We start from the raw sequence: 21958 nt of genomic DNA, 5'->3' as shown, positions 1-21958 counted from the left end.
GATGTTGCCGTGTATGAGACCGGAGCGGCGCGTGAAACTCATCGGTCCCGCACGATCACCCTGCTTCAGGTGCGGACCAGCGGCGTGTCGACCAGGTGCTCGGCCAGGAACCACGCCTGCCGTTCGCCGGTCCTGATCACCTGGGAGACCAGCAGGTCGTTGGTGCCGTCGTCACCGCTCTCCGCCGCCCGCGCCGCGGCGTCATGGGCGTCGACAAGGATCGTCTCGTGGGCCTCGAGCAGCCGCGACAGCATGGCCGGCACCTGCTCCGCGCCGTCCGGGGGCCGCGGAATCGACGTGATCTCGGCGACGTGCCGGGAGTCGCCCACCGCGACACCGCCCAGTGACTGGACGCGCTCGGCGAGCGTGTCCACGATCTCCAGCTGCTCGCCCGCGTGCTGGTCCAGCACCAGGTGCAGTTGGTAGAAGGTCGCGCCGCGCATCAGCCAATGGTGCTTCTTGTAGAGGCCGTAGAGGATCTGCGTGTCCGCGAGGACTTTGTTCAGGCGCTGGCAGGAATACATCCGTGCGTTGTAGGAGAGCGCGACCGGGAACTGCTTGACGGTCCCGAACTCCTGGATGACTTCCCCTTTTTGGTGCAGCCAGGGCTGACTTCCGTGAGTGTTCGCCGAGTCGGTGGTCATTGGTCGCCTCCTGTGATGCGGTGCCGCGTTGTGCGTACGCCGATGACGCTATGCGGCGGCAACTGCCCGCGCACCGCTCCCCGGAGCGAAAGTGCACTGCGGGAACGCACCTTGTGCACTGCCGGTATATCCGGACGCCCAGGCCCGAAATAGCTTGGCGGCACAGTTCGGGCGGCAACGCCCTTCACCACGGAGGAGGTTGTCGAAAGGTGTCCACGATGCCGGTCGGTGGGCTTGTGCCCCGTGCCACCGACACCGCCGCGGACCTGATCGTCCGCAACGCGAAGATCCACACCGGGGACCCGGCCCGCCCGCAGGCCGAGGCGATCGCCATCCGCGACGGAGTCATCACCGCCGTCGGCGACGACATGGACATCGCCCCCCGCGTCGGTCCGCACACCAAGGTGGTCGACGCGCTCGGCCGCCGGATGGTCCCCGGCCTCAACGACGCGCATCTGCACGTCATCCGGGGCGGCCTCAACTACGTGCTGGAGCTGCGCTGGGACGGTGTCCCCACGCTGCGTCAGGGACTGGCGATGCTGCGGGAGCAGGCGGCACGGACGCCCAAGGGACAGTGGGTCCGGGTCGTGGGCGGCTGGTCCGCGGAGCAGTTCGCCGAGCGGCGGCTGCCGACCGTCGCCGAACTGAACGCCGCCGCCCCGGACACCCCGGTGTTCGTGCTGCACCTCTATCAGGCGGCGGTGCTCAACCGGGCGGCGCTCAAGGCCGCCGGTTTCGGCCGGGACACCCCCGACCCCAAGGGCGGCCAGATCGTACGGGGTCGGCACGGCGAGCCCACCGGCATGCTGCTGGCCGCCCCCAGCGCTCTCGTCCTCTACTCGACGCTGGCGAAGGCCCCGGTGCTGGAAGGGGAGGACAAGAAGAACTCCACCCGGCACTTCCTGCGGGAGCTGAACAGATTCGGCCTGACATCGGCGATCGACGCGGCCGGGGGATTCCAGAATTTCCCCGACAACTACAGCACGGTCGTCGAACTCGCGGCGGCCGGACAGCTTTCCCTGCGCATCGCCTATCACCTTTTCCCGCAGACGGCCGGCCAGGAAATCGACGATCTGGCCCGCTGGACAGAAATAGCCAGTCCCGACGACGGCGACGAATGGCTACGTCTCAACGGCGCGGGCGAGAATCTCACCTGGGCGGCGGCGGACTTCGAGAACTTCGCCGAGCCGCGGCCACAACTCGGCGATTACGAAGCGGAATTCGAGAAGGCCGTTCGCCTGCTCATGGAGAACGGCTGGGGATTCCGGCTGCACGCCACCTATGACGAGACCATCCGCCGGGACCTGGCGGTCTTCGAGAAGCTCGCCGCGGAAGGGCTCTTCCCGGCCGGGAACCGGTGGCTGTTCGACCACGCCGAGACCGTCTCCGCGGACAGCCTGGACCGGATCGTGGCCCTCGGCGGCGCCATGTCCGTGCAGAACCGGCTCTCCTTCCAGGGCGAGGCGTTCGTCCGCCGCTACGGTCCCGGTGCCGCGGCGGACGCCCCGCCGATCCGGGCGATGCTGGACCGGGGCACGACCGTCGCCGCCGGAACCGACGCCACCCGGGTCTCCAGCTACAACCCGTGGGTCGCCCTGCACTGGCTGATCACCGGCCGCACCGTGGGCGACCTGGTCGTCCGCCCGCCGCACAACCGGGTCGACCGCCGCACGGCGCTGTCGATGTTCACCGAGGCGGGCGCCTCCCTGACCGGCGAGGAAGACGTCAAGGGCGTCCTGAAGCCCGGCTTCCTCGGCGACCTGGCCGTCCTGTCCGAGGACTACTTCGCCGTACCCGAGCCCGACATCGCGCACATCGAGTCCCTGCTGACGGTCGTCGGCGGCCGGATCGTCTACGCGAGCGCCGAATACGACGGCCTGGACGAGGAGTTGCCGCCGATCAGCCCGGCCTGGAGCCCGGTGGCCCACTTCGGCGGCTACCAAGCCCTGGCCCGTACGTCCGGAGCGGGCGCCCGGCAGGCCGAGCTGCTCGGTCAGGCCGTCGCCGAGTCGGAGCAGCACCGGCAGTGGCGCGTACGGCGGGGCATGGCGGCGGAGGCGGAGAGCGCGGCGGGCGGGTTCATCGACCCCTGCTTCTCCCTCTGACCTCTCCCTCTGACATCCCCATTTCCCGGCCTCACCGGTCGGGGTTCCACCTGACTCACCCTGAAAGGCAAGCCCATGGTCAACATCTCCGAGGTCACCGCTTCCCCCAGCCCCGACCTGCTCACCCCGGACAACTGTGCGGTGCTGTTCATCGACCACCAGCCGCAGATGTTCTTCGGCACCGGCAGCGGCGACCGCACCGCGATCATCAACGCGACCCTCGGCCTGGCCAAGGCCGCCAAGGCCTTTGATGTACCGGTCGTGTTGAGCACGGTGGCCGCCGAGTCCTTCTCCGGCCCGATCATGCCCCAGCTCGCGGATGTCTTCCCCGACCAGAAGATCATCGACCGTACGACGATGAACGCCTGGGAGGACGTCGCGTTCGTCGAGGCGGTCAAGGCCACCGGGCGCAAGCGCCTCGTCGTCGCCGGTCTGTGGACCGAGGTGTGCGTCGTCCTGCCCGCGCTCTCCGCGCTCGCCCAGGACTACGAGGTCTACGTGGTCACCGACGCGTGCGGCGGCGTCAGCCCGCAGGCCCACGAGCACGCGGTCCAGCGCATGATCCAGGCCGGCGTCGTCCCGGTCACCTGGGTGCAGGTGCTGCTGGAGCTCCAGCGCGACTGGGCCCGTGGCGAGACCTACCTGTCGGTCATGGACGTGGTCAAGGAGCACGCCGGTGCCTACGGCCTCGGCGTGGTGTACGCGCAGGCCGTCATCGGGGCGCACGCCGCCGGCTGAGTCAGGGATCGGAGTCAGGAACAGGCAGACGAATGATGGACGCTGGACTGCTGGTCCTCCGGCTGGGCGTGGGACTGCTCATTGCCGGTCACGGAGTGCAGAAGGTGAGCTTCCGGCTCGGGGGCCACGGCTTGGCGGGCGGAACCGAGGAGTTCCGTCACGACGGGTTCCGCGGCGGACGGCTGACCGCGGTCGTCGCGGGGGCCAGCCAGATCGGTGCCGGTCTTTTCCTGGCCGTCGGGCTGCTCACGCCCATCGCGGCGATGGCCGCCATGGGCGTGATGACGGTCGCGGCCACCGTCAAGTGGCCCAAGGGGCTGTGGGTGCAGAACGACGGCTACGAGTACCCGCTGGTCCTCGTCGTCGTCTCCGGGGCGCTGGCCCTCACCGGCCCCGGCGAGTGGTCGCTGGACCGGGCGCTGGGCATCGAGTCCTGGCCGCTGTGGCTCGTACTCCCCGCGATCGTGGCCGGTCCGGTGAGCGGACTGCTCACCCGCGCCGTGCTGCACCGCCCGGCCGTTTCGACGGGAGGTGAACGGTATGCGCAGGCTGCTGACTGACATCGTCCGCACACTCATACCCACCCGGGACGACCCGCACGGCCCGCTGGCTCCCCTCATGCTCACGCTGACGGTCGTCACCGGACTCGTCGACGCGGTGAGCTACTTGGCCCTCGGGCACGTCTTCGTCGCCAACATGACCGGCAACGTGGTCTTCCTCGGCTTCGCCCTCGCGGGCGCCGCGGACCTCTCCGTGCTCGCCTCCGTCGTGGCGCTCGCGGCGTTCCTGGCCGGAGCGCTGGCAGGGGGCAGGCTGGCCACCCGGTTCGCGACGCACCGCGGGAAGCTGCTGGGGGCGGCCACCGCCGGGCAGACGGTGCTGGTCGCCGTCACGGTCGTGGCGGCCGCGGTGTCCGGGGGCGAGGTGACCACGGGAGTCCGGTACACCTTGATCGTCTTCCTCGGTCTCGCCATGGGACTCCAGAACGCGGTCGCCCGGCGCCTCGGCGTCCCGGATCTCACCACGACCGTACTGACGCTGACCCTGACCGGTCTCGCCGCGGACTCCACGCCGGGCGGCGGCAAGGCACCGAGGCCCGGCCGCCGGATCCTGTCCGTACTCACCATGTTCGTCGGCGCCTACGGCGGAGCCCAACTGGTGCTGCACGACCATCTGGTGCTCACGCTGGCCCTGATCCTCCTGCTCCTCGCCCTCGCCTCCACAGCCACCCACCGCCTCTCGTCCCAGGACCCGCCGTGGACCCGGTCACCGTCCTGATCCCGGAGTGCGCGCCCCACGCCACTCGCGGGGCGTCATCCCGTAGGCGGCCCGGAACACCCGGCTGAAGTGCGCGGCGCTGGTGAATCCCCACCGGTGTGCCACCGCGGCGATCGTGGCGTTGCTGTGCAGCGCCAGATCCTGTCGGCACTCCTCCAGGCGCCGCCGCTGGATCCATCGGCCGACGGTGGCGTCCTCGCCCTCGAAGAGCTTGTGCAGATAGCGCAGCGAGATGTGATGCGTCCTGGCGATGGTCTGCGGCGTCAGGTCGGGGTCGGTGAGATGCCGGTCGATGAACGCCTGGATCCGCAGCAGCAGGGCCCGGTTCCCGCCGGGTGTGTCCCCGGACGCCCGGCCGAGCAGCTCGTCGGTCAGTACGCCGAGCAGGTCCACGACGTTACGGGCCATCAGCTCGGTGGCACGCGGCGGGAAACTGCCCGCGCCGTCCACGAGCCCGGCCACGAGGGGGGAGAGAAGATCGCCGAGGGAGGTGTCGGAGGAGAGCCGGCGGGCCGTGATGTGCGTCATGTCGGATTCGCTGAGGCCCAGGGCGTCCTTCGGCAGGATGAGGGACTTGGTCCGGAAGGGCTGCGGGAGGTTCAGCCGGATGGGCCGTGCCATGTCGTAGACGAAGATGTCGCCGGGCCCCAGGACCGCCTCCCGGCCGTCCTGCTCCAGGCGGGCGACCCCCCGGTCCAGCATCTTCACGACGATGATCCCGTCCTGCCCGTCCTGAGCGGCGAGTCGCCGCGTACGCAGGGCCTCCTGGCTGTCGCTGGTCACGGTGACGGCGTGCAGGCGGCCGAGCGGCGCCAGGCGGATCGTGCCGGTGTGCACCTCGTCGGGGACCGTGATGTTCACGGCCCCGAACGTCTGGGCCAGGGCGTCACGCCAGTACGCCCGTCGGTGCGGGACGGGCAGCCCGTCGGGGATGGCGATGCAGTCGGACGCGCTTCTCGCCGGTCGCTCCTGGACGTCCGGAGCCATGTTTCTCAGTCCTTCGGATCGGTTGCCTTTCGCTTTCGAGCAACCGTGGCATCGGACCCTGGCTCGGCACATCGCGTGAACCCGCTAGATCCGGCGATGACGTAGCGCTGGGAGAGGACGAGCAACAGGGCGGCCGGGACGGACGCCAGGACGGTGGTGGCCATGACGGCGTTCCACTGGTTCGTATGGGCGCCGAGGTACTGGTAGATGCCCAGGGTGACGGGCTGGACGGTGTCCGTGGTCGTCAGGGTGAGGGCGAAGAGGAAGTCGCTCCAGGTGAAGAGGAAGGTGAACACCGCGGCGGTGATCAACGCGTTGCCGCTCATGGGGAGTACGACGGACCTGAAGACCCGCACCTTGCCCGCGCCGTCCACGCGGGCCGCCTCCACGATCTCCCTGGGAATGGTCCGCATGAACGCGTGCAGCACGATGATCGCGAAGGGGACCCCGGCGGTGGAGTCGGCGAGGATCAGCCCGAGCCAGGAGTTCAGGAGCCCCAGTTCCGTGTAGGCGTCGTAGAGCGCGTTGGCCATGACGATGCCCGGCACCGTCTGAGTGACCAGGATGCCGAGCAGTACGAGGTCGGTGCCGCGCAGCGAGAACAGCGCGAGCGCATGGGCGGCCGGCGCGGCGAGCGCGAGGCTGAGCACCACGCTGCCGAGGGACACGACGAGGCTGGTGACGAGGTGGCCCGTCTGCTCGCGCAGGGCGACGGCGTATCCGCCGAAGTCCGGGTGGAGCGGGAACCAGCCCGCGCGCAGGGTGTTGCCGGCGGGTTGCAGGGAGGCGTTCACCATCCAGTAGACGGGGAACAGCATCAGCGCGAGCAGGAGGATGCCGATGACGGTGGACAGCGCGCGTCTCACACCCGCACCCCTCGACGGCCGTGGCCGGCCCGCAGATGGACGAGGGCGAACCCGAACGAGACGACGATGAGCACGTTGCTCAGCACCGCCCCCTGCCCGAACTCGAACTGCTGGAAGGACAGTTCGTAGGCGCGGCCGGCGAGGGTCTGCGTGGAGCCCGCCGGTCCGCCGCCCGTCACCACGAGGATGATGTCCAGCACCTTGACCGTGTAGATCACGCCCAGTACCAGTACGACGCTCACCACGGGCCGCAGCAGAGGCCACGTGACATGGCGAAAGGCTTGCACCGGCCCGGCACCGTCCAGCTTCGCCGCCTCGTACAGATGGGCGGGGATGTTCTGCAGACCGCCGTACAGGATCGCGGTGTTGAAGGGGATACCGATCCAGATGTTGACGAGGATCACCGACACCAGCGCGTGGGGAGTGCCGGTGAGCCAGGGAACCCCGGACGCCGAGGTCAGATGGAGCCCGCGCAGCACCGTGTTGACGACTCCCGTGTCGGGATCGAGCATCCACTTCCACACGGTTCCGGAGACCACCAGCGGCAACAGCCAGGGGAGCAGCAACAGCGACCGCAGCACGCCGCCGAGGGGGAAGCGGCGCTGGAAGAACAGGGCGAGGGCCAGGCCGAGAACGAACTGCCCGAGGATCGAGCCGACGGTGAACAGCGCGGTGTTCACCAGGGCTTCGCGGAACAGGTCCGAGCCCAGAATCCGCGTGTAGTTGCGCAGCCCGACGAACGGGGCGGCGCCCGTGTAGAACGTCGTGGCCGTGTAGTCCTGGAAGCTCATCACGACGTTCTTGACGAGCGGGTACCCGAAGAAGAGCAACAGGTAGGCCGCGGCGGGCAGCACGAACAACCACTGGGCCGACCGGTCCTTGAGACGGGCCCGCTCGTCAGTCACTGCGGGCGGCCCGCTGCGCGTCCTCGAGAGCTTCCTCCGGCGTCTGCCGCCCCGTGAGCGCGGACTGGATCGCGGTGTAGATCCCGGTCGCCGCCTTGGGCCACCGGACGCCGAGTTGCTCGGTGCGGGCGCGGGCCTTCTCGACGCTCTCGACGAACACGTTCATCGACGGGTTCTGCTCGGCGTACTGAGCGGCGGCCGCGGCGCGGGAAGGGACCGTGTGGTGCTGCTCGGCCAGAGTGAGCATGGTGGACGAGGCGTTGAGGCACTCGAGAACTTCGGCGGCCTTGTGCCGTCGGGGCTCGGAGTCGCTCTGCGGCACCGTCCAGACCTCACCGCCGAGGGGTGTGACCGGGGCCTGTCCGCTCCGCGGAACGGGAACCGGGGCCACGCCCCACTCGACGTCCTTGTCCAACGAGGGGATGCGCCAAGGCCCGTTGATCATCATGGCCGTCCGTCCGGCGGTGAACTGGTCGTGGACGTCCGCCTGCGTCCAGTTCAGCACCGACTTCGACATGGACCCGCTCTCCACCAGATCGACCCAGAGCTGGAGGGCCTGCGCGGCCTGCGGCGTGTCCAACCGCGTCTCGTCACCGTCGTTGGACCACAGGAAGGGCAGGAACTGCCAGGTGCCCTCGAAGGTGGCATTCGCGTCGACGGCCATGCCGTAGCGCCCGGGACGGGTCAACTCGGCCGCTGCGGCCTCCAGCTCGGCCCAGGTCCGCGGTACGGCGACACCGGCCTCGGCGAGCATGTCCTTGTTGTAGAAGAGGGCAACGGTGCTGACGTAGGGGGCCAGCCCGTACACCTGCCCGTCGTAGGTCCCCGCCGACAGGATGCCCTCGCTGAAGCCGCGGGTGTCGATGCCGTACTGGTCGAGGGGCGTCAGCGCACCGGTCTGCGCGATCTGCTGGAGGTCGGCGTTGTCGATCATCAGCAGGTCGGGGAGGGTCCGCGAGGAGGCCTGCCGCAGGACTTTGGGGACGAGGGAGGCGGGCGGGACGCTGCTGTGCTCGATTTTGACACCGGCCGCACGGCCGCAGGAGTCGAGCACCTGATCCCACTGCCGGTGCTCGAAGTCCTCGACGTAGTAGTCGAGGACGGAGATGGAGGTGACGTCCCCGTCGGTGGACCCGCGTGCGTCATCGGTGTCCTCGGCGCACCCGGCGGCGGCCAGTATCAGCGCGAGGGTTCCGGCCACGCGGGCGGTGACGCGCCGCGACGGCCGTACGGCCGCTGAGATCATGATGGTGCCTGTGCCTTTATTGAGTGCTTTTTGTGAGCGAGACCGACGATAACCGACCCCGTTCAGCGCTCCTCCAGGCCCGTCACCAGATTGGCGAGCTGCACCCTGGAGTTGATCGCCAGTTTGCGGAAGACCGAGGTCAGATGGGTGTTGACCGTGTGCGGGGAGAGGACGAGCAGGTCGGCGGCGGACCGGTTGGTGTGCCCCTGGGCGATCAGCCGAGCGATCTTCATCTCCGCCGCGGTGAGGGCGTCCCACCCCTGCACGGGCCGCCGCTGAACGGCCGTGGCCCGGCGCACCCCCGTGCCCTCCAGACCGCGTTGCACGCGGGCCGCCGCCCCATGGGCACCGGACTCGGCGTACGCGTCACGGGCGTACGTCAGCGCGGCCACCCCCTGCCGCTTCCGCCCCGCCGCCAGCAGTGCCCGCCCCAGATCCGCCTGCGCGGCGGCCCGGACCAGCGGGCGAGGGCCGGCGCCGAGCAGTTCCACGGAGCGCTCCAGCAGCGCGAGATCGTTCCGCACGAGCCCGAGGGCCTGCGCCGCGACGCCGTTGGCTGTCGGCACGCCGGGATTGCGCTCCGCATGGGCGGCGGCCTGCGCGGCCAGATCCTCGGCGAGGTCGTGCCGCCCACCGCGCAGGGACATCCCTACGGCGGAGGCGACCGCGCCGCGCAGGAGCCGCCAGCGCATGAAGGCGCCCTGCCGCTGCACGTGCCGAATCCTGTCGACGGCGAGGTCGATGTCGCCGTCGGCCTCGGCGTGCACGGCTTCCAGAAACCGCACGGCGGCGGTGTTCCCCGGGTTCGGCTTGGCCGTGAGCCGTTCCCGCGCGGCGTCCAGATGCTCCCGGGCGGCGTCCCGGTCCCCGCGCAGAAGCGCGATGAGCGAACGCAGCACCCGACCGTTCAGTTGCTGGACGGACGCCTGAACCTCGTCCTCCAGCCGCTCCATGGTCTCGAAGTCGGCGTCCGCGTCATCGAGTCGGCCGAGCCCCAGATCGTGCTGGCCCTGGGCCCACAGCAACATGGCCTGACGCGTGGCCCTGCCGTCCATGGCCCGCTGGAGCAGCCGTCGTCCGGACGCGAAGTCGTCCAGGTGCAGATGCGCGACGATCTTCTCGGGCAGGAAGGCGGAGTCGATGGTGCTGAGCGCGGCGAACCGTTCGAGCGCGACCGTGCTCTCCCCCGCGTTCTGCGCGATCTCGCCGAGCCCGGACAACGCCAGCACGTGCGCCTCCCGATCCCCGATCCCGGTGGCGGCGAGCAGCGCGGCTTCCCCGGCCTCGCGCGCGGCGACCAGATCGTGCTCACGGGACAGGGCGAGCGTACGCAGGGCGGCCAGCCGAGCCGCGATCTCCGGGGCGGCGCCGTGTGTGGCGAGGGCGGCCTCGGTCCGTAGCCGCAGCTCACGGGCGAGATCCAGACTCCACAGGCTCCCGCCGAGGGCGGCCTGAATCCGGCTGAGGACATCCAAGGACGGCTGCGCGCCCAGCAGTTCGTCCCCCGTGGCCAGCGCCTCACGATGCCGCCCGGCCCGGGTCAGACACAGAATGGCCTGTTCACCGACGTCGAACCGCAACGGCCGCCCCGCGGGAACGAGTTCCAGCGCACGCGTCATCAGATCGGCCGCGAGCCCCGGGGTGACGGACAGCACGTCATCAGCGGCCCGCCGCAACAACGCGACGGCTTCCTCGTCCCCCGGCAGAGCACCGAGGAGGATGTGCGGTACGGCGTCGATCGGCCGGCGCCCAGCGGCAAGGAGAACCCGGGCGGCCTCCCGGTGCAGCACTTTCCGGGCGGACGGCGGAATATCGCCGTAGACGGCCTGGCGCAGCAGATCATGCCGGAACACGAGCCGCTCACCGTCGTCGTCGAGGATCCCCTCGCGTACGGCCTCCTCAAGCTCCCCGACCAGCGAGGCAGCGGACTGCCCGCACAGCGCGACGGCGTCGGAGAACCCGAACCCGCGCCCCAGCACGGCCCCCATCTGGAGAAACCGCAGCGTGCCGGGCCGGAGGGCGCGAAGTCGGCCGCTGATCAAGAGCCCCGGAGGCCCGTCCTCACCTGTTGGAGTCCGCAGCCCCGAGAGCACCTCGACAGCGAGAAACGGATTGCCACCGGCGGCGTCGAGCAAGCCCCGTACGCCGTCGTCGGGGGAGTCCCCGAGCGCGTCAGCCGCGATGTGGGCGATGGCAGCGGGGGACAGCGGCCCCAAGGTGAGGGTGACCGTGGAAAGCCCGGGTCCGGCACCGCCGACGATTTCCTCGACCGCCGCCACGGACTCGGGCTCACACCTCCCCGCCAGCACCCACAGCACAGGAGAGGTCCGAAGCCGCGCAGGGAGCTGCTGAAGGGCGAACCGGCTGAGCGGATCGGCCCACTGCAAGTCGTCGAGCCCGATCAGGACGGGCCCACCGCCCGCTCTGGTCTCAATGATCTCGGCCAGCCGCTCCACCAGCCAGATCCGCTGATCATGATGCCGAGCCAGATCGACGAGAACATCGACGAACGACGAGGAAGGCCGGTCCCCGTCCAGAACACAGGCGAGCAAGGAGGAGAGCGGCACCAGCCGGTCCAACTCCTCGGCCTTGCCGACACCGACGGAGAACCCGGAGGCGGCGGCCAAGTCGACGGCCTCACCGAGCAACGTGCTCTTACCGATGCCGGGTTCCCCGACGACCAGGGCCACCCCAGCACTTCCGGTACGGGCCACGGAGTCGATCAGCGCCGCAAGCTCACCGAGCTCAAGCTCCCGCCCTCGCAGACCGCTACGGGACAAGGGGCTGCCCGCACCTGCCATCCGCGACTACCCATCCCACCGTGCGACCTGCGTCGGACTCTTGTCCCTGAGTGCACTGTAACCAGTCCCGGAGCGCACCCTTCCCGAGGATGCGTGGCACGCGCAGACAACGAGCAATGCACCCGCGGACAACTCAGGACAAGTCGCGCGCTTTAGCGTGCTGCCTGCCCTTTCCTCCCCAACGAAGGAAACGAAGTTGCCCTACATCACAGTGGCCCAGGAAAACTCCACCACCATTGACCTCTACTACGAGGACCACGGAACCGGACAGCCGGTCGTCCTCATCCACGGCTTCCCGCTCGACGGCCACTCCTGGGAACGTCAGAGCGCCGCGCTCCTGGACGCCGGCTATCGCGTGATCACGTACGACCGTCGCGGCTTCGGCCAGTCCAGCCAGCCGACGACGGGCTACGACTACGACACTTTCGCGGCCGATCTGAACAAGGTCCTGGAAACCCTGGATCTCCAGGAGGCCGTACTGGTCGGCTTCTCGATGGGCACCGGAGAGGTGGCCCGCTACCTCTCCACCTACGGCTCGGCCCGCATAGCAAAGGCAGCCTTCCTGGCTTCCCTCGAACCCTGCCTGCTGAAGACGGACGAGAACCCGGACGGCGTGGCCCCGCAGGAGTTCTTCGACGGAGTGGTGGCAGCGGTGAAGGCGGACCGCTACGCCTACTACACGGCCTTCTACCAGGACTTCTACAACCTCGACGAGAACCTCGGCACGAGGATCAGCGAAGAGGCGGTCCGCAACAGCTGGAACGTAGCGGCGGGCGGCGGCTCCTACGCCGCGGCCGCGGCCCCGTCCACCTGGTACACGGACTTCCGCGCCGACATCCCGAAGATCGACGTCCCGACCCTGATCCTGCACGGCACGGGCGACCGCATCCTGCCGGTCGACAACACCGCCCGCCCCTTCCACAGGGCACTCCCGACGGCCGACTACGTAGAGATCGAGGGCGCCCCGCACGGCCTGCTGTGGACCCACGCGACGGAGGTGAACGAGGCGCTGCTCAGGTTCCTGAAGAAGTAGCCCCGCAAGGGACGGGACTGCCGCTCACGACCGCGTGGCAGTCCCGCACCCCGCATCGTCGGCCTCCCGCATCCGGGCGTCCATCGAAGTGCTCCGGTCGTACGGATCGACCTCGGGACCGTCTCCCGAGCCCGAGGCGGCACGCTCGGCGCTGAACTCGGGAGTGAAGTAGCCGGTGTAGGTATCGCAACCGCCATTGGTCGTATCCGCCTTGTAGGAGACAAGAGAGAACGTCCCCGGCTCGATGACGACCTTCGCCGGATCGTCCCAACTCATGACGACCTCACGGCGCACGATGGTCCGCACGACTTCGTCACTCCCCGCTGCGGCGCGCACGACGGGATAGACGTAAGTGACATCGGTGGTCACCTCGACGGCACCACGCTTGCCTTCCCGATAGCTGACCCGCCCACGCGTCTTGACGACGTCCCCGACAACCCGGACGTCCGCCTTCTCGAACCGGCTGAACAGCAACAGGGGATCGTCTTCCCGACTGGGCGCGCGAAACGCTGTGGCCAGATAGTCCTGAACATCGGCCTGATGAGGATTGAGCAGCGCGATCGCATCATCCGGCCGCCCCCCACCCAGCACACCGGAATCGAGACTGGAAGCAACAAGGAAGTCGAGGGACTTCTCAAGCGCCTCGGCAACCTGTCCCTTGCTCATCCACCCGGTCGCCCGAGCGTCAGGCATCCCGATCCCAGCGGCCCCGTCCCCCCACCGCACTGCGGGCGACCCCCTGAACGGCTGCTCAAGGGTGGGAAGTTGAGAAGCGGCATCGGTAGGCGGCGCCTGACCGGGCCGCTCGGACTCCACACCAAGCGGCGTACTCCCCCCACCCTCCCCACCCCCGAACCACCCGACAACCCGCCCAGGATCCAGCGCCACGACCACCAAGAGCCCGGCAACCACCAGCCCGACGGCGTACCCAACCTTGCGCCCTCGCGGCCGTCGGACCGGACCCTGACTCCGCCACGGCTCGGGCGGCCCGGACTCCTCCCTCAACCGCCGAGCCACCATCCGAGCCCGAGCCGAGGGCTCCTCAGGCGCCCCCTCGCCCCCCGCCTCCGCATCCCGAAGGAACCGCTCCCACTCCTCGTCCGATATGGACCCCTCACCCTTATCCACGACGAACCCCACCCGTCTCCCACATGCGGCATCACACAGCCCAACACGACTGATCATGACCCCGTCATGCACGCACACACAAAAACAGGTGAGGCACCTACTGAATCCAGTAGGTGCCTCACCTGCTATTACGGCTGTCGGGGTGGCGGGATTTGAACCCACGACCTCTTCGTCCCGAACGAAGCGCGCTGCCAAGCTGCGCTACACCCCGATCGTCCCCGCTTGTCGCGGTGACGTCGTTTACTTTAGCCCACCGGTGGCTGGAGACGAAATCCGGTTTTGGCGCGGTGGTGGGCCCGGTGGCGGATGGGGTTGGGGCGGGTGTGGTCCAGGGCCACGAGGAGGACGGCGAGGGCGTAGATGGAGAGGCCGAGGAGGAGGGCGTTGCCCAGGACGGACTTGTAGCCGTGCGCCTCCACGTCCAGGAACGGGTAGAGGTAGCGGGCCTGGGTGCCGGGCGTCAGGAGTTCGGCTCGGGCCAGGGCGAAGGCCAGGTAGGCCAGGGGGTAGAGGAGCCAGGCCGCCGCCTGGCGCAGGTGCAGGGCGGCCGGTGCCGTCAGCAGGAGCCAGTCCAGGGCCGCCGCGATCGGCGTGACCGTGTGCAGGACGTGATTCGCCACCGCGTGCCAGCCGGTCGGCGGTACCGCCTCTCCCGTCATCGAGAACGGGCTCGCCGCGTTCGCCAGCAGCAGGTGGTAGACCAGGCCCGTGATCGCCACGTACAGCAGGGCCGCGCCCGTCAGCGCCGACGGCAGGGGCCTGCGTGCGGACCACGCCCTGCGAGCCGCGAACAGCATGACCAGCGCCAGCAGGATGTTGCTCTGGATCGTGAAGTAGCTGAGTATCCGCGCGGGGCTGCTGAGGATCAGTTCGATCGTCACCGCCCCGGCCGCCGTCAGGGCGATCAGCAGGCGGAACGCGGCGGCCAGACGGCGGCGTACGGGCTCCACCACCGCTGTGGCGGGAACGGGTGCGGGCAGCAGCCCGGGCACGCCGGGCACGGCGGGCAGGTCCGGGATGTCCCTGGGTATGGGGGCGGTCATGCCCCTCACGCTAAGCAGGGTGGGCAAAAGGGGCTATTCGGGCGGGCTGCGCAAGGGGCTATTCGGGCGGGATGTCAGGGGTACCGGGGATACCGGGGATCCTCACGCCCGCTCCACCAACGTCAGCAACGTCACCTCCGGCGGGCAGGCGAACCGCACCGGCGTGTAGCGGTTCGTGCCGCAGCCCGCCGAGACGTGGAGGTACGCCGTCCGCCCCGACGCCGTATGCGTCGAGAGTCCCTTCACCCGCTCCGTGTCCAGGTCGCAGTTGGTGACCAGGGCGCCGTAGAAGGGGATGCAGAGCTGGCCGCCGTGGGTGTGGCCGGCCAGGATCAGGGGGTAGTCGTCCGCCGCGAAGTCGTCCAGGACGCGGAGATACGGGGCGTGCACCACGCCCATCGAGAAGTCCGCCGTACCGGACGGGCCGCCCGCCACCTCGGCGTACCGGTCCCGCTTGATGTGCGGGTCGTCCAGGCCCGTCAGCTCCACCGACACGCCGTCGACCTTCAGCGTGCCCCGCGTGTTGGTCAGGTTCAGCCAGCCCGCCGTGTCGAAGCCGTCCCGCAGGTTCTCCCACGGGTTGTGGACGACGCCGACCGCCGGCGGGTTGCCGTTCAGGCCGTGCCGGCCCTGGGCCTTCTCCAGCAGATAGCGCGCGGGGTTGCGCAGCTTCGGGCCGTAGTAGTCGTTCGAGCCGAAGACGTACGCGCCCGGGAACTCCATCAGCGGACCCAGCGCGTCCAGTACCTCCGGCACGCCCTCGGTGTCCGAGAGGTTGTCGCCCGTGTTGATCACGAAGTCGGGGCGCAGGCCCGCCAGCGAGCGCAGCCAGCGCTGCTTCTTGCGCTGTCCGCTCACCATGTGGATGTCGGAGATCTGGAGTACGCGCAGTGGACGCATGCCGCGGGGGAGGACGGGGACCGTCACCCTGCGCAGGCGGAAGGAGCGGGCCTCGAAACCCGCCGAGTAGAGCAGTCCGGCGGCACCAGCCGCCGCGATCCCCAGAGGTACTCCGTATCGCGCACGCATACCTCCATCGTGTCAGATCGTCCCCAACTCCCGTGCCCGGTCGCCCCTCAAGCGCCCCACGGGGAAATCGAGCGGCGCCCGGTCACACGTACCTGCGACAATCGCCCCATGACCACGCTCAAGTCGAAGCTTCAGGATGACCTCAACGCCGCGATCAAGGAGCGCGACGAGCTGCGCTCCTCGACGCTCCGGCTGACGCTCGCCGCGATCACCAAGGAGGAGGTCGCGGGCAAGGAGAAGCGCGAGCTCTCCGATGACGAGGTGCAGAAGGTGATCACCCGCGAGGCGAAGAAGCGGCGCGAGGCCGCCGAGGCGTTCGCGCAGGGCGGTCGCCCCGAGTCCGCCGAGCGGGAGAAGGCGGAGGGTGTGGTGCTCGCCGCGTACCTGCCCCAGCAGCTCAGCGACGAGGAGCTGGAGCGCATCGTCACCGAGGCCGTCAATGAGGCCAAGGCGGCCGGCGCCGAGGGTCCTCGGGCCATGGGTGCGGTCATGAAGATCGTGAACCCGAAGGTCGCGGGGCAGGCGGAGGGCGGCCGCGTCGCCGCCGTCGTGAAGAAGCTCCTCGCGGGCTGAGACAGAGCCGGCTGAGACAGAGAACACAAGCAGGCAGACGTACGGCCCCTTCCCCTCCGTAGAGGGAAAGGGGCCGCTGCCGTCCTCGCGGGCTCAGCCCCGTCCGCCGTTGCCGTTCCCGGTGTTCGTCTGGCCCTGGAAGAAGTCCTCGGGGATCGAGAACGTCGGCGACGGTTGGGTCGTGCCGCCATCGGTGCCGGTGGTCGTGCCGCCGTCCACCAGGCCGCCGATCAGACCGCCGTTGTTGTTGCCGTTGTTGCCGTTCCCATCGCCGTTGCCGTTGTCCTCGTCGTCGCGGTCCCGGTCGCCGGTGTCGCCGCGCGGGATGTCGACGAGGTTGAACTCGGGCGCCTCCCGGCCGTCCAGCGCGCCGGACATCATGTCGCGCCAGATCGGGCCCGGCACCTGACCACCGAAGACCTTCTCGTGCCAGACGCCGCCGATGGTGATGTCCTGCATCTTCCGCTTGTGCGCGGGGTCACCGACCCAGACGGCACCGGCCATGTTCGGGGTGTAGCCCACGAACCAGGCGGCGTACCGCTCGTCCGTCGTACCGGTCTTGCCCGCGCTGGGGCGGCCGGCGCCGAGGCCCGCCTGCTGACCCGTACCGTCCTCGACCACGCCCCGCAGCAGGGTGTTGATGGTGTCGGCGGTCTGCTCGGACATCGCACGCGAGCAGGTCGACTTCGGGACCTCCAGCGACTTGGACTTGCCGCCGACCCGCTGGTTGATCGACTCGATGGCGATCGGGGTGCAGTACATCCCGCGCGAGGCGAAGGTGGCGTAGCCGTTCGCCATGGTCAGCGGGGACATCTCCTGGGTGCCGAGGGCGATGGACGGGGCCTGGGCGATCTTGCCGCCGTCCGCGCGCTCGACGCCCATCTTCTTGGCCATGTCCGTCACCGGGCAGATACCGATGTCGCTGATCATCTCGACGAAGTAGGTGTTGACCGACTTCGCGGTCGCCTCCTTCATGTCGTACGGGCCGACCTCGGACTCGTTCTCGTTGGTGAGCCGGACGCCCTGCTCGTTCCACGACCCGCCGTCGCACTGTGCCACCGGGGCCGGGTAGTCCATCTCGTACGGCGAGCCGTAGACCTTGTTCGCCGGCATGCCGCCCTCCAGGGCCGCCGCCGCCACGATCGGCTTGAACGTCGAACCGGGCTGGTAGCCCGCGCCGCCGCCCATCGCCGCGTCGACCGAGAGGTTGATCTGGGTCTCGTTCTTGCCGAAGCCGTACGGGCGGGACTGGCCCATGGCCAGGATCTTGCCGGTGCCGGGCTCCACGACGGTCGCGGCGGTCGCCACGTCGTCGCTCTTGTTGACGTGGTCCTTGACCGACTGCTGGACCGACTCCTGGGCCTGCGGGTCGAGGGTGGTCTTGATGGTCAGACCGCCCTGGTTCCAGATCTTGGCCCGGCTCTCCTTGGACTTGCCGAAGACCGGGTCGCTCAGGAACGCCGCGCGGACGTAGTCGCAGAAGAAGCCCGAGCCCTTCACGGCCGTGATGCAGCCGTTCTTGGGCTTGCTGACCTTCAGGCCCAGCGGCTTCTTCTTGGCCTCGGCGGCCTGTGCCTGGGAGATGTCACCGACCTCGGCCATGCGCTGGAGCACGGTGTTGCGCCGCTTGGTGGCCTCGGCCTCGTCGTTGACGGGGTCGTAGCGCGAGGGCGACTGGACGATGCCAGCGAGGAGCGCGGCCTCCTGGACCTTCAGGTTCTTCGCGGACTTGGAGAAGTAGCGCTGGGCCGCGGCCTCGACGCCGTACGCCTGCTGGCCGAAGAACGTGATGTTCAGGTAGTTCTCGAGGATCTTCTTCTTGCCCAGCTCCTCCTCGACCTGGATCGCGTACTTCAGTTCGCGGATCTTGCGGCCGAGGGTCTGCTGGGTGGCCTGGGCGACCTTCGTCGGGTCGTCGCCGGCCTCCTCCACGAAGACGTTCTTCACGTACTGCTGGGTGAGCGTCGAGGCACCCTCGGAGACGCCGCCGCTCTGCGCGTTCTTGTTCAGCGCGCGCAGGACGCCCTTGAGGTCCACCGCGCCGTGCTCGTAGAAGCGGGAGTCCTCGATCGCGACGATCGCCTTCTGCATGTACGGCGAGATGTCCTTGAGGTCGACCACGGTGCGGTCACGTGAGTAGACCGTGGCGATCGTGCCGCCCTCGGCGTCGAGGATCGTGGTGCGCTGACTCAGCGGTGGCGTCTTGAGGTTGGCGGGGAGCTCGTCGAAACTCTCGACCGATCCCTTGGCGGCCAGCCCCAGCGCGCCTACCGCGGGCAGCGCGATTCCCGCCAGCACTGCTCCGGCGAGCACACTGACACCGAGGAACTTGGCGGCCTGCTGCGTTGGCGACAGACCACCGCCCGAGCGCTTCTTTGGCATGAGGGCAGCCTACGTTCTCATTCGCCGGACACGCGTATATGCCTTGGCCTAAGCTGCTCTCAACTGTCACAGCAGTAGGGCTACGTATCAATACGTCCGGCGACCCCGAATCGTTCCGGTCGGCCATCAACTTTTTGATGGGGGCGTGTCCGAATCCGCCTTGTGTGTCACCTGGCGCCCGTTGTGACTCAACTGAACTGTCCCGCTTTGCCGGGATGATCACGCATGTCGCCAGCTCACTCCCCCGGGTGATCTGCCGCTTACGCATAGTCCGTTCGGACCATTCAAGATTGGGCCCGCTGGGGGTGTTGCGCTGTGCCCACCTTCCGTAACGTCCTCAACTGGCGGCGGTGAATATGCCGCTGCCGCCGTGGGGGAGCCTCGATTCGGGAGAGGACGGCGCCGGTATGGGCTGGGTAACCGACTGGAGTGCGCAGGCGGCCTGCCGCACTACCGATCCGGATGAACTGTTCGTTCAGGGAGCAGCGCAGAACAGGGCCAAGGCGGTGTGCACCGGATGTCCGGTACGCACGGAATGTCTGGCCGATGCGCTCGACAATCGCGTCGAGTTCGGCGTATGGGGAGGAATGACCGAGCGGGAGCGCCGCGCACTGCTGCGCAGGCGGCCCACCGTCACCTCATGGCGCCGGCTGCTGGAGACGGCTCGTACGGAGTACGAGCGCGGGGCGGGCCTGGTGCCCCTCGACGATGACCAGGTGTACGAGAACTACGCGGCGGTGAGCTGACAGCTCCCCGCAGCGGGTCTTCCTCGACATCCCGGCCCCCGGGCGGACGTCTCATGCCCCGGGAGCGGGCAGCTCCGGGCGGCCGGTCGCCAGGCGGTTTCCGATGTCCCGCAGTCCCACGAGGTCATGGACATCGCCGGGCAGCGCGGCCACTTCGGCCACCGCCACCTCGGGGTGGAGCGCGGTGAAGCGATCACGCGTGCGCTGCTCGCGGGAGAGCAGCTGCATACGATCCGCGTGCAGCCTCAACAGGCCGGCGGTGAGCTGGTCGGTGGGGTTCGCCGGGGCCGGGTCCATGGTGGCGGGGGAGCCTTCCTCGGCGGCCTCGGCTTCGGGCTTGGCTGCGGGCTCGGATGCGGGAGATTCTGAACTGCCGTACGTGTCGGGAGAGTTACGAAGTCCAGCTTTCCCGCCCTCCTGATCGACAATGCGGGACTCCTCAAGATTTTCCGCGGCGGCGAGCGCCCGCTCGGCCGACAGCCGGTCGGCGCCGCTGCCGTGGACCCGGTTGAGGACCAGACCCGCGAGCGGCATGTCCTCCGCGGCCAGCCGCTCCACGAAGTACGCGGCCTCGCGCAGCGCGTCCCGCTCCGGCGCCGCGACCACCAGGAACGCCGTCCCGGGCGCCTGAAGGAGCTTGTACGTCGCGTCCGCGCGCGTACGGAAGCCACCGAACATCGAGTCCATCGCGGCCACGAACGTCTGGACGTCCTTGAGGAGTTGACCGCCCAGCAGCTTGCCGAGGGCGCCGGTCATCATCGACATGCCGACGTTCAGGAACTTCATCCCCGCGCGGCCGCCCACCTTCGCGGGGGCCAGCAGCACCCGGATCAGCTTGCCGTCGAGGAAGGAGCCGAGCCGCTTGGGTGCGTCGAGGAAGTCCAGCGCGGAGCGGGAGGGCGGGGTGTCGACGACGATGAGGTCCCACTCGTCCTTCGCCCGCAACTGCCCCAGCTTCTCCATCGCCATGTACTCCTGCGTGCCCGCGAAGCCCGCCGAGAGTGACTGGTAGAAGGGGTTGCCCAGGATCGCGGCCGCCCGCTCGGGGTCCGCGTGCGCTTCGACGATCTCGTCGAAGGTGCGCTTCATGTCGAGCATCATCGCGTGCAGTTCGCCGGCCCCCTCGACGCCCTTCACCCGGCGAGGGGTGTTGTCCAGGGAGTCGATGCCCATGGACTGGGCGAGCCTGCGCGCGGGGTCGATGGTGAGCACCACGACCTTCCGGCCGCGCTCGGCGGCGCGCAGCCCGAGCGCCGCCGCGGTGGTCGTCTTGCCGACGCCGCCGGAGCCGCAGCACACGATGATCCGGGTCTGCGGATCGTCCAGCAGCGGATCGACGTCCAGCCCCCGCGCGGGGGAGAGGTGATGGTGCGAATGGGCCTGGGCCTGGCCCTTGGGTTGGTTGGCGTCCGGGCTCATGTCATCCCCTGCTCTCGCAGCTCGGTGGCCAGTTCGTACAGCCCTGCCAGGTCCATTCCCTCGGTGAGCAGCGGCAGTTCGTGCAGTGGCAGGCCCAACTCGGTGAGGGCGACCCGCTGTTCGTGCTCCAGCGCGTAGCGTTCGGCGTATTCCTCCGCCTGCTGGAGCAGCGGGTCCACCAGCCGCTCCGCGTGCCCGCCGCGCCGCGCGCCGCCGAGTCCGGCCGCCGACAGGGACTGCGCGAGGGCCGTACGCGGGGTGGCCCTGACGAGTTCCAGCTCGGCCGCGTCCAACACCTGGGGGCGCACCATGTTCACGATGACCCGGCCCACCGGCAGGCGGGCCGCGTGGAGTTCGGCGATCCCGTCCGCGGTCTCCTGGACCGGCATCTCCTCCAGCAGCGTCACCAGATGCACGGCCGTCTCGCGGGACTTCAGGACCCGCATCACGGCCTGCGCCTGGTTGTGTATCGGGCCGATCCTGGCGAGGCCGGCGACCTCGTCGTTGACGTTCAGGAAGCGGGTGACGCGGCCGGTGGGCGGGGCGTCCATGACGACGTAGTCGTACACGAACCGCCCGCTCTTGTCCTTGCGGCGCACGGCCTCGCACGCCTTGCCGGTCAGCAGGACGTCCCTGAGGCCCGGGGCGACGGTGGTGGCGAAGTCGATGGCGCCGAGCTTCTTCAGCGCCCGGCCCGCGCCGCCCATCTTGTAGAACATCTGGAGATAGTCCAACAGGGCCAGTTCGGGGTCGATGGCCAGCGCGTACACCTCCCCGCCCCCGGGCGCGACGGCGATCTTCCGCTCCTCGTAGGGAAGCGCCTCCGCCTCGAAGAGCTGTGCGATGCCCTGCCTGCCCTCCACCTCGACGAGAAGCGTGCGCTTCCCCTCGGTGGCGAGGGCGAGCGAGAGCGCGGCGGCGACCGTGGTCTTTCCGGTCCCGCCCTTGCCGCTGACGACCTGAAGCCTGCTCACGTATTCGAGCCTAACCAGTCGGCCGCCGGATCACGCCGGAGGCTGTGGACAACGTCCGCGC

19 protein-coding genes and 1 tRNA gene are annotated in these 21958 nt (G+C 69.3%); 7 read left to right on the top strand and 13 right to left on the bottom strand.

Features of this window, described 5'->3' with window-relative positions:
• Positions 1–65 precede the first annotated feature (65 nt).
• A complete protein-coding gene (locus BN159_RS20445) occupies positions 66–644 on the bottom strand; it encodes a Dps family protein (RefSeq protein ID WP_015658894.1) in 579 nt (192 codons plus the stop codon).
• A gap of 218 nt (positions 645–862) precedes the next feature.
• On the opposite strand from BN159_RS20445, the gene BN159_RS20440 reads away from it, so the two are divergent.
• The 4 genes from BN159_RS20440 (at position 863) to BN159_RS20425 (ending at position 4765) form a co-directional block, all read left to right on the top strand.
• Positions 863–2749: an amidohydrolase gene (locus tag BN159_RS20440; protein ID WP_193384338.1), complete on the top strand. Its 1887-nt coding sequence runs from the start codon at positions 863–865 to the stop codon at positions 2747–2749.
• 75 nt (positions 2750–2824) lie between these two features.
• A complete protein-coding gene (locus tag BN159_RS20435) occupies positions 2825–3487 on the top strand; it encodes a hydrolase (RefSeq protein ID WP_015658892.1) in 663 nt (220 codons plus the stop codon).
• Between the two features lie 35 nt (positions 3488–3522).
• Positions 3523–4047: a DoxX family protein gene (locus tag BN159_RS20430; protein ID WP_015658891.1), complete on the top strand. Its 525-nt coding sequence runs from the start codon at positions 3523–3525 to the stop codon at positions 4045–4047.
• A complete protein-coding gene (locus BN159_RS20425) occupies positions 4028–4765 on the top strand; it encodes a YoaK family protein (RefSeq protein ID WP_015658890.1) in 738 nt (245 codons plus the stop codon). The genes BN159_RS20430 and BN159_RS20425 overlap by 20 nt, the downstream gene beginning before the upstream one ends.
• Here the strand turns inward: BN159_RS20425 and BN159_RS20420 are convergent.
• The 5 genes from BN159_RS20420 to BN159_RS20400 form a co-directional block, all read right to left on the bottom strand.
• Complete coding sequence (locus BN159_RS20420) at positions 4754–5752, bottom strand: AraC-like ligand-binding domain-containing protein (protein ID WP_015658889.1); 999 nt, start codon at positions 5750–5752, stop codon at positions 4754–4756. The two genes, BN159_RS20425 and BN159_RS20420, sit on opposite strands and share 12 nt — an antisense overlap.
• A 5-nt stretch (positions 5753–5757) precedes the next feature.
• Positions 5758–6618 (bottom strand): carbohydrate ABC transporter permease, encoded by an 861-nt coding sequence (locus tag BN159_RS20415; protein WP_015658888.1) that lies wholly within the window; start codon positions 6616–6618, stop codon positions 5758–5760.
• Positions 6615–7523 carry a carbohydrate ABC transporter permease gene (locus tag BN159_RS20410; RefSeq protein WP_015658887.1) on the bottom strand — a complete coding sequence of 303 codons (909 nt, stop codon included), beginning with the start codon at positions 7521–7523 and terminating at the stop codon, positions 6615–6617. The genes BN159_RS20415 and BN159_RS20410 overlap by 4 nt, the downstream gene beginning before the upstream one ends.
• Complete coding sequence (locus BN159_RS20405) at positions 7516–8769, bottom strand: sugar ABC transporter substrate-binding protein (protein WP_015658886.1); 1254 nt, start codon at positions 8767–8769, stop codon at positions 7516–7518. Before BN159_RS20405 ends, BN159_RS20410 begins: the two co-directional genes overlap by 8 nt.
• A 62-nt stretch (positions 8770–8831) precedes the next feature.
• Positions 8832–11549: an ATP-binding protein gene (locus BN159_RS20400; RefSeq protein WP_231905631.1), complete on the bottom strand. Its 2718-nt coding sequence runs from the start codon at positions 11547–11549 to the stop codon at positions 8832–8834.
• 217 nt (positions 11550–11766) lie between these two features.
• On the opposite strand from BN159_RS20400, the gene BN159_RS20395 reads away from it, so the two are divergent.
• Positions 11767–12603: an alpha/beta fold hydrolase gene (locus BN159_RS20395; protein ID WP_015658884.1), complete on the top strand. Its 837-nt coding sequence runs from the start codon at positions 11767–11769 to the stop codon at positions 12601–12603.
• A 24-nt stretch (positions 12604–12627) separates the two neighbouring features.
• On the opposite strand, the gene BN159_RS20390 is transcribed toward BN159_RS20395, so the two are convergent.
• The 4 genes from BN159_RS20390 to BN159_RS20375 all read right to left on the bottom strand — a co-directional run bounded on the left by BN159_RS20390 (position 12628) and on the right by BN159_RS20375 (position 15803).
• Positions 12628–13731 carry a hypothetical protein gene (locus BN159_RS20390; protein ID WP_041821544.1) on the bottom strand — a complete coding sequence of 368 codons (1104 nt, stop codon included), beginning with the start codon at positions 13729–13731 and terminating at the stop codon, positions 12628–12630.
• A 137-nt stretch (positions 13732–13868) separates the two neighbouring features.
• Positions 13869–13942, bottom strand: a tRNA-Pro gene (locus tag BN159_RS20385).
• Positions 13943–13976: 34 nt separating this feature from the next.
• Positions 13977–14774, bottom strand: coding sequence for a Pr6Pr family membrane protein (locus BN159_RS20380; RefSeq protein ID WP_015658882.1), 798 nt, complete (start codon positions 14772–14774; stop codon positions 13977–13979).
• Between the two features lie 102 nt (positions 14775–14876).
• Positions 14877–15803, bottom strand: a complete 927-nt coding sequence (locus tag BN159_RS20375; protein ID WP_015658881.1) for a metallophosphoesterase — start codon at positions 15801–15803, stop codon at positions 14877–14879.
• Positions 15804–15911: 108 nt separating this feature from the next.
• Between BN159_RS20375 and BN159_RS20370 the strand changes: the two genes are divergently transcribed.
• Positions 15912–16376: a GatB/YqeY domain-containing protein gene (locus tag BN159_RS20370; protein ID WP_015658880.1), complete on the top strand. Its 465-nt coding sequence runs from the start codon at positions 15912–15914 to the stop codon at positions 16374–16376.
• Positions 16377–16469: 93 nt separating this feature from the next.
• Here BN159_RS20370 and BN159_RS20365 read toward each other — a convergent pair whose 3' ends face one another.
• A complete protein-coding gene (locus BN159_RS20365) occupies positions 16470–18758 on the bottom strand; it encodes a transglycosylase domain-containing protein (protein ID WP_015658879.1) in 2289 nt (762 codons plus the stop codon).
• A gap of 407 nt (positions 18759–19165) precedes the next feature.
• Here BN159_RS20365 and wblA point away from each other — a divergent pair, with 407 nt between their 5' ends.
• Positions 19166–19504, top strand: a complete 339-nt coding sequence (gene wblA, locus BN159_RS46430) for a transcriptional regulator WblA (protein ID WP_063608098.1) — start codon at positions 19166–19168, stop codon at positions 19502–19504.
• 51 nt (positions 19505–19555) lie between these two features.
• Here the strand turns inward: wblA and BN159_RS20355 are convergent, their stop codons facing one another.
• Positions 19556–20923 carry an ArsA family ATPase gene (locus tag BN159_RS20355; protein ID WP_015658877.1) on the bottom strand — a complete coding sequence of 456 codons (1368 nt, stop codon included), beginning with the start codon at positions 20921–20923 and terminating at the stop codon, positions 19556–19558.
• Positions 20920–21897, bottom strand: coding sequence for an ArsA-related P-loop ATPase (locus tag BN159_RS20350; RefSeq protein ID WP_015658876.1), 978 nt, complete (start codon positions 21895–21897; stop codon positions 20920–20922). The genes BN159_RS20355 and BN159_RS20350 overlap by 4 nt, the downstream gene beginning before the upstream one ends.
• Between the last annotated feature and the right edge of the window lie 61 nt (positions 21898–21958).

Source organism: Streptomyces davaonensis JCM 4913, assembly GCF_000349325.1.
Classification (GTDB): domain Bacteria; phylum Actinomycetota; class Actinomycetes; order Streptomycetales; family Streptomycetaceae; genus Streptomyces; species Streptomyces davaonensis.
The sequence above is the reverse complement of the archived record's forward strand: the minus strand, read 5'-3'. Positions and strand labels throughout refer to the sequence as shown.

Coding starts and splice junctions, on each gene's coding strand:
- BN159_RS20445 (WP_015658894.1), bottom strand. CDS start 644: ATGACCACCGACTCGGCGAACACTCACGGAAGTCAGCCCTGGCTGCAC.
- BN159_RS20440 (WP_193384338.1), top strand. CDS start 863: ATGCCGGTCGGTGGGCTTGTGCCCCGTGCCACCGACACCGCCGCGGAC.
- BN159_RS20435 (WP_015658892.1), top strand. CDS start 2,825: ATGGTCAACATCTCCGAGGTCACCGCTTCCCCCAGCCCCGACCTGCTC.
- BN159_RS20430 (WP_015658891.1), top strand. CDS start 3,523: ATGGACGCTGGACTGCTGGTCCTCCGGCTGGGCGTGGGACTGCTCATT.
- BN159_RS20425 (WP_015658890.1), top strand. CDS start 4,028: ATGCGCAGGCTGCTGACTGACATCGTCCGCACACTCATACCCACCCGG.
- BN159_RS20420 (WP_015658889.1), bottom strand. CDS start 5,752: ATGGCTCCGGACGTCCAGGAGCGACCGGCGAGAAGCGCGTCCGACTGC.
- BN159_RS20405 (WP_015658886.1), bottom strand. CDS start 8,769: ATGATCTCAGCGGCCGTACGGCCGTCGCGGCGCGTCACCGCCCGCGTG.
- BN159_RS20380 (WP_015658882.1), bottom strand. CDS start 14,774: ATGACCGCCCCCATACCCAGGGACATCCCGGACCTGCCCGCCGTGCCC.
- BN159_RS20375 (WP_015658881.1), bottom strand. CDS start 15,803: ATGCGTGCGCGATACGGAGTACCTCTGGGGATCGCGGCGGCTGGTGCC.
- BN159_RS20370 (WP_015658880.1), top strand. CDS start 15,912: ATGACCACGCTCAAGTCGAAGCTTCAGGATGACCTCAACGCCGCGATC.
- BN159_RS20365 (WP_015658879.1), bottom strand. CDS start 18,758: ATGCCAAAGAAGCGCTCGGGCGGTGGTCTGTCGCCAACGCAGCAGGCC.
- wblA (WP_063608098.1), top strand. CDS start 19,166: ATGGGCTGGGTAACCGACTGGAGTGCGCAGGCGGCCTGCCGCACTACC.
- BN159_RS20355 (WP_015658877.1), bottom strand. CDS start 20,923: ATGAGCCCGGACGCCAACCAACCCAAGGGCCAGGCCCAGGCCCATTCG.